Source organism: Bartonella sp. AA86SXKL (assembly GCF_042196885.1).
Genome location: NZ_JBHIRE010000475.1, coordinates 350 through 614 on the forward strand (window position 1 = coordinate 350; position 265 = coordinate 614).

The following is a 265-nucleotide window of genomic DNA, read 5'->3' on the forward strand; positions in this document are numbered from 1 at the left end:
CAATGGCACAGATGCTGCAGACGTATTACCGTGTCGATCAACGGTGATTACCACTTTATCTATAGAAATTCCTAGTTTTTTAGCTGACGCTTCAATAATACGTTTATTGGCCTGATGAGGTACAAACCAATCTAATTGTGAAGAATCCATACCTGCAGCTGCAAAACACTCATCAACTACATCGGTTATCATACCAACTGCATATTTAAAAACTTCTCGTCCTTCCATACGTAAATAGCCAGTTTTTTGCGTTGTTGAAGGACCA

General features: G+C 39.2%; 1 protein-coding gene. It reads right to left on the reverse strand.

The window, feature by feature from the left end; translation table 11 throughout:
- On the reverse strand, positions 1–265 hold a 265-nt coding region (locus ACFIO5_RS12730), incomplete at both ends, for a 3-oxoacyl-[acyl-carrier-protein] synthase III C-terminal domain-containing protein (protein WP_375705602.1).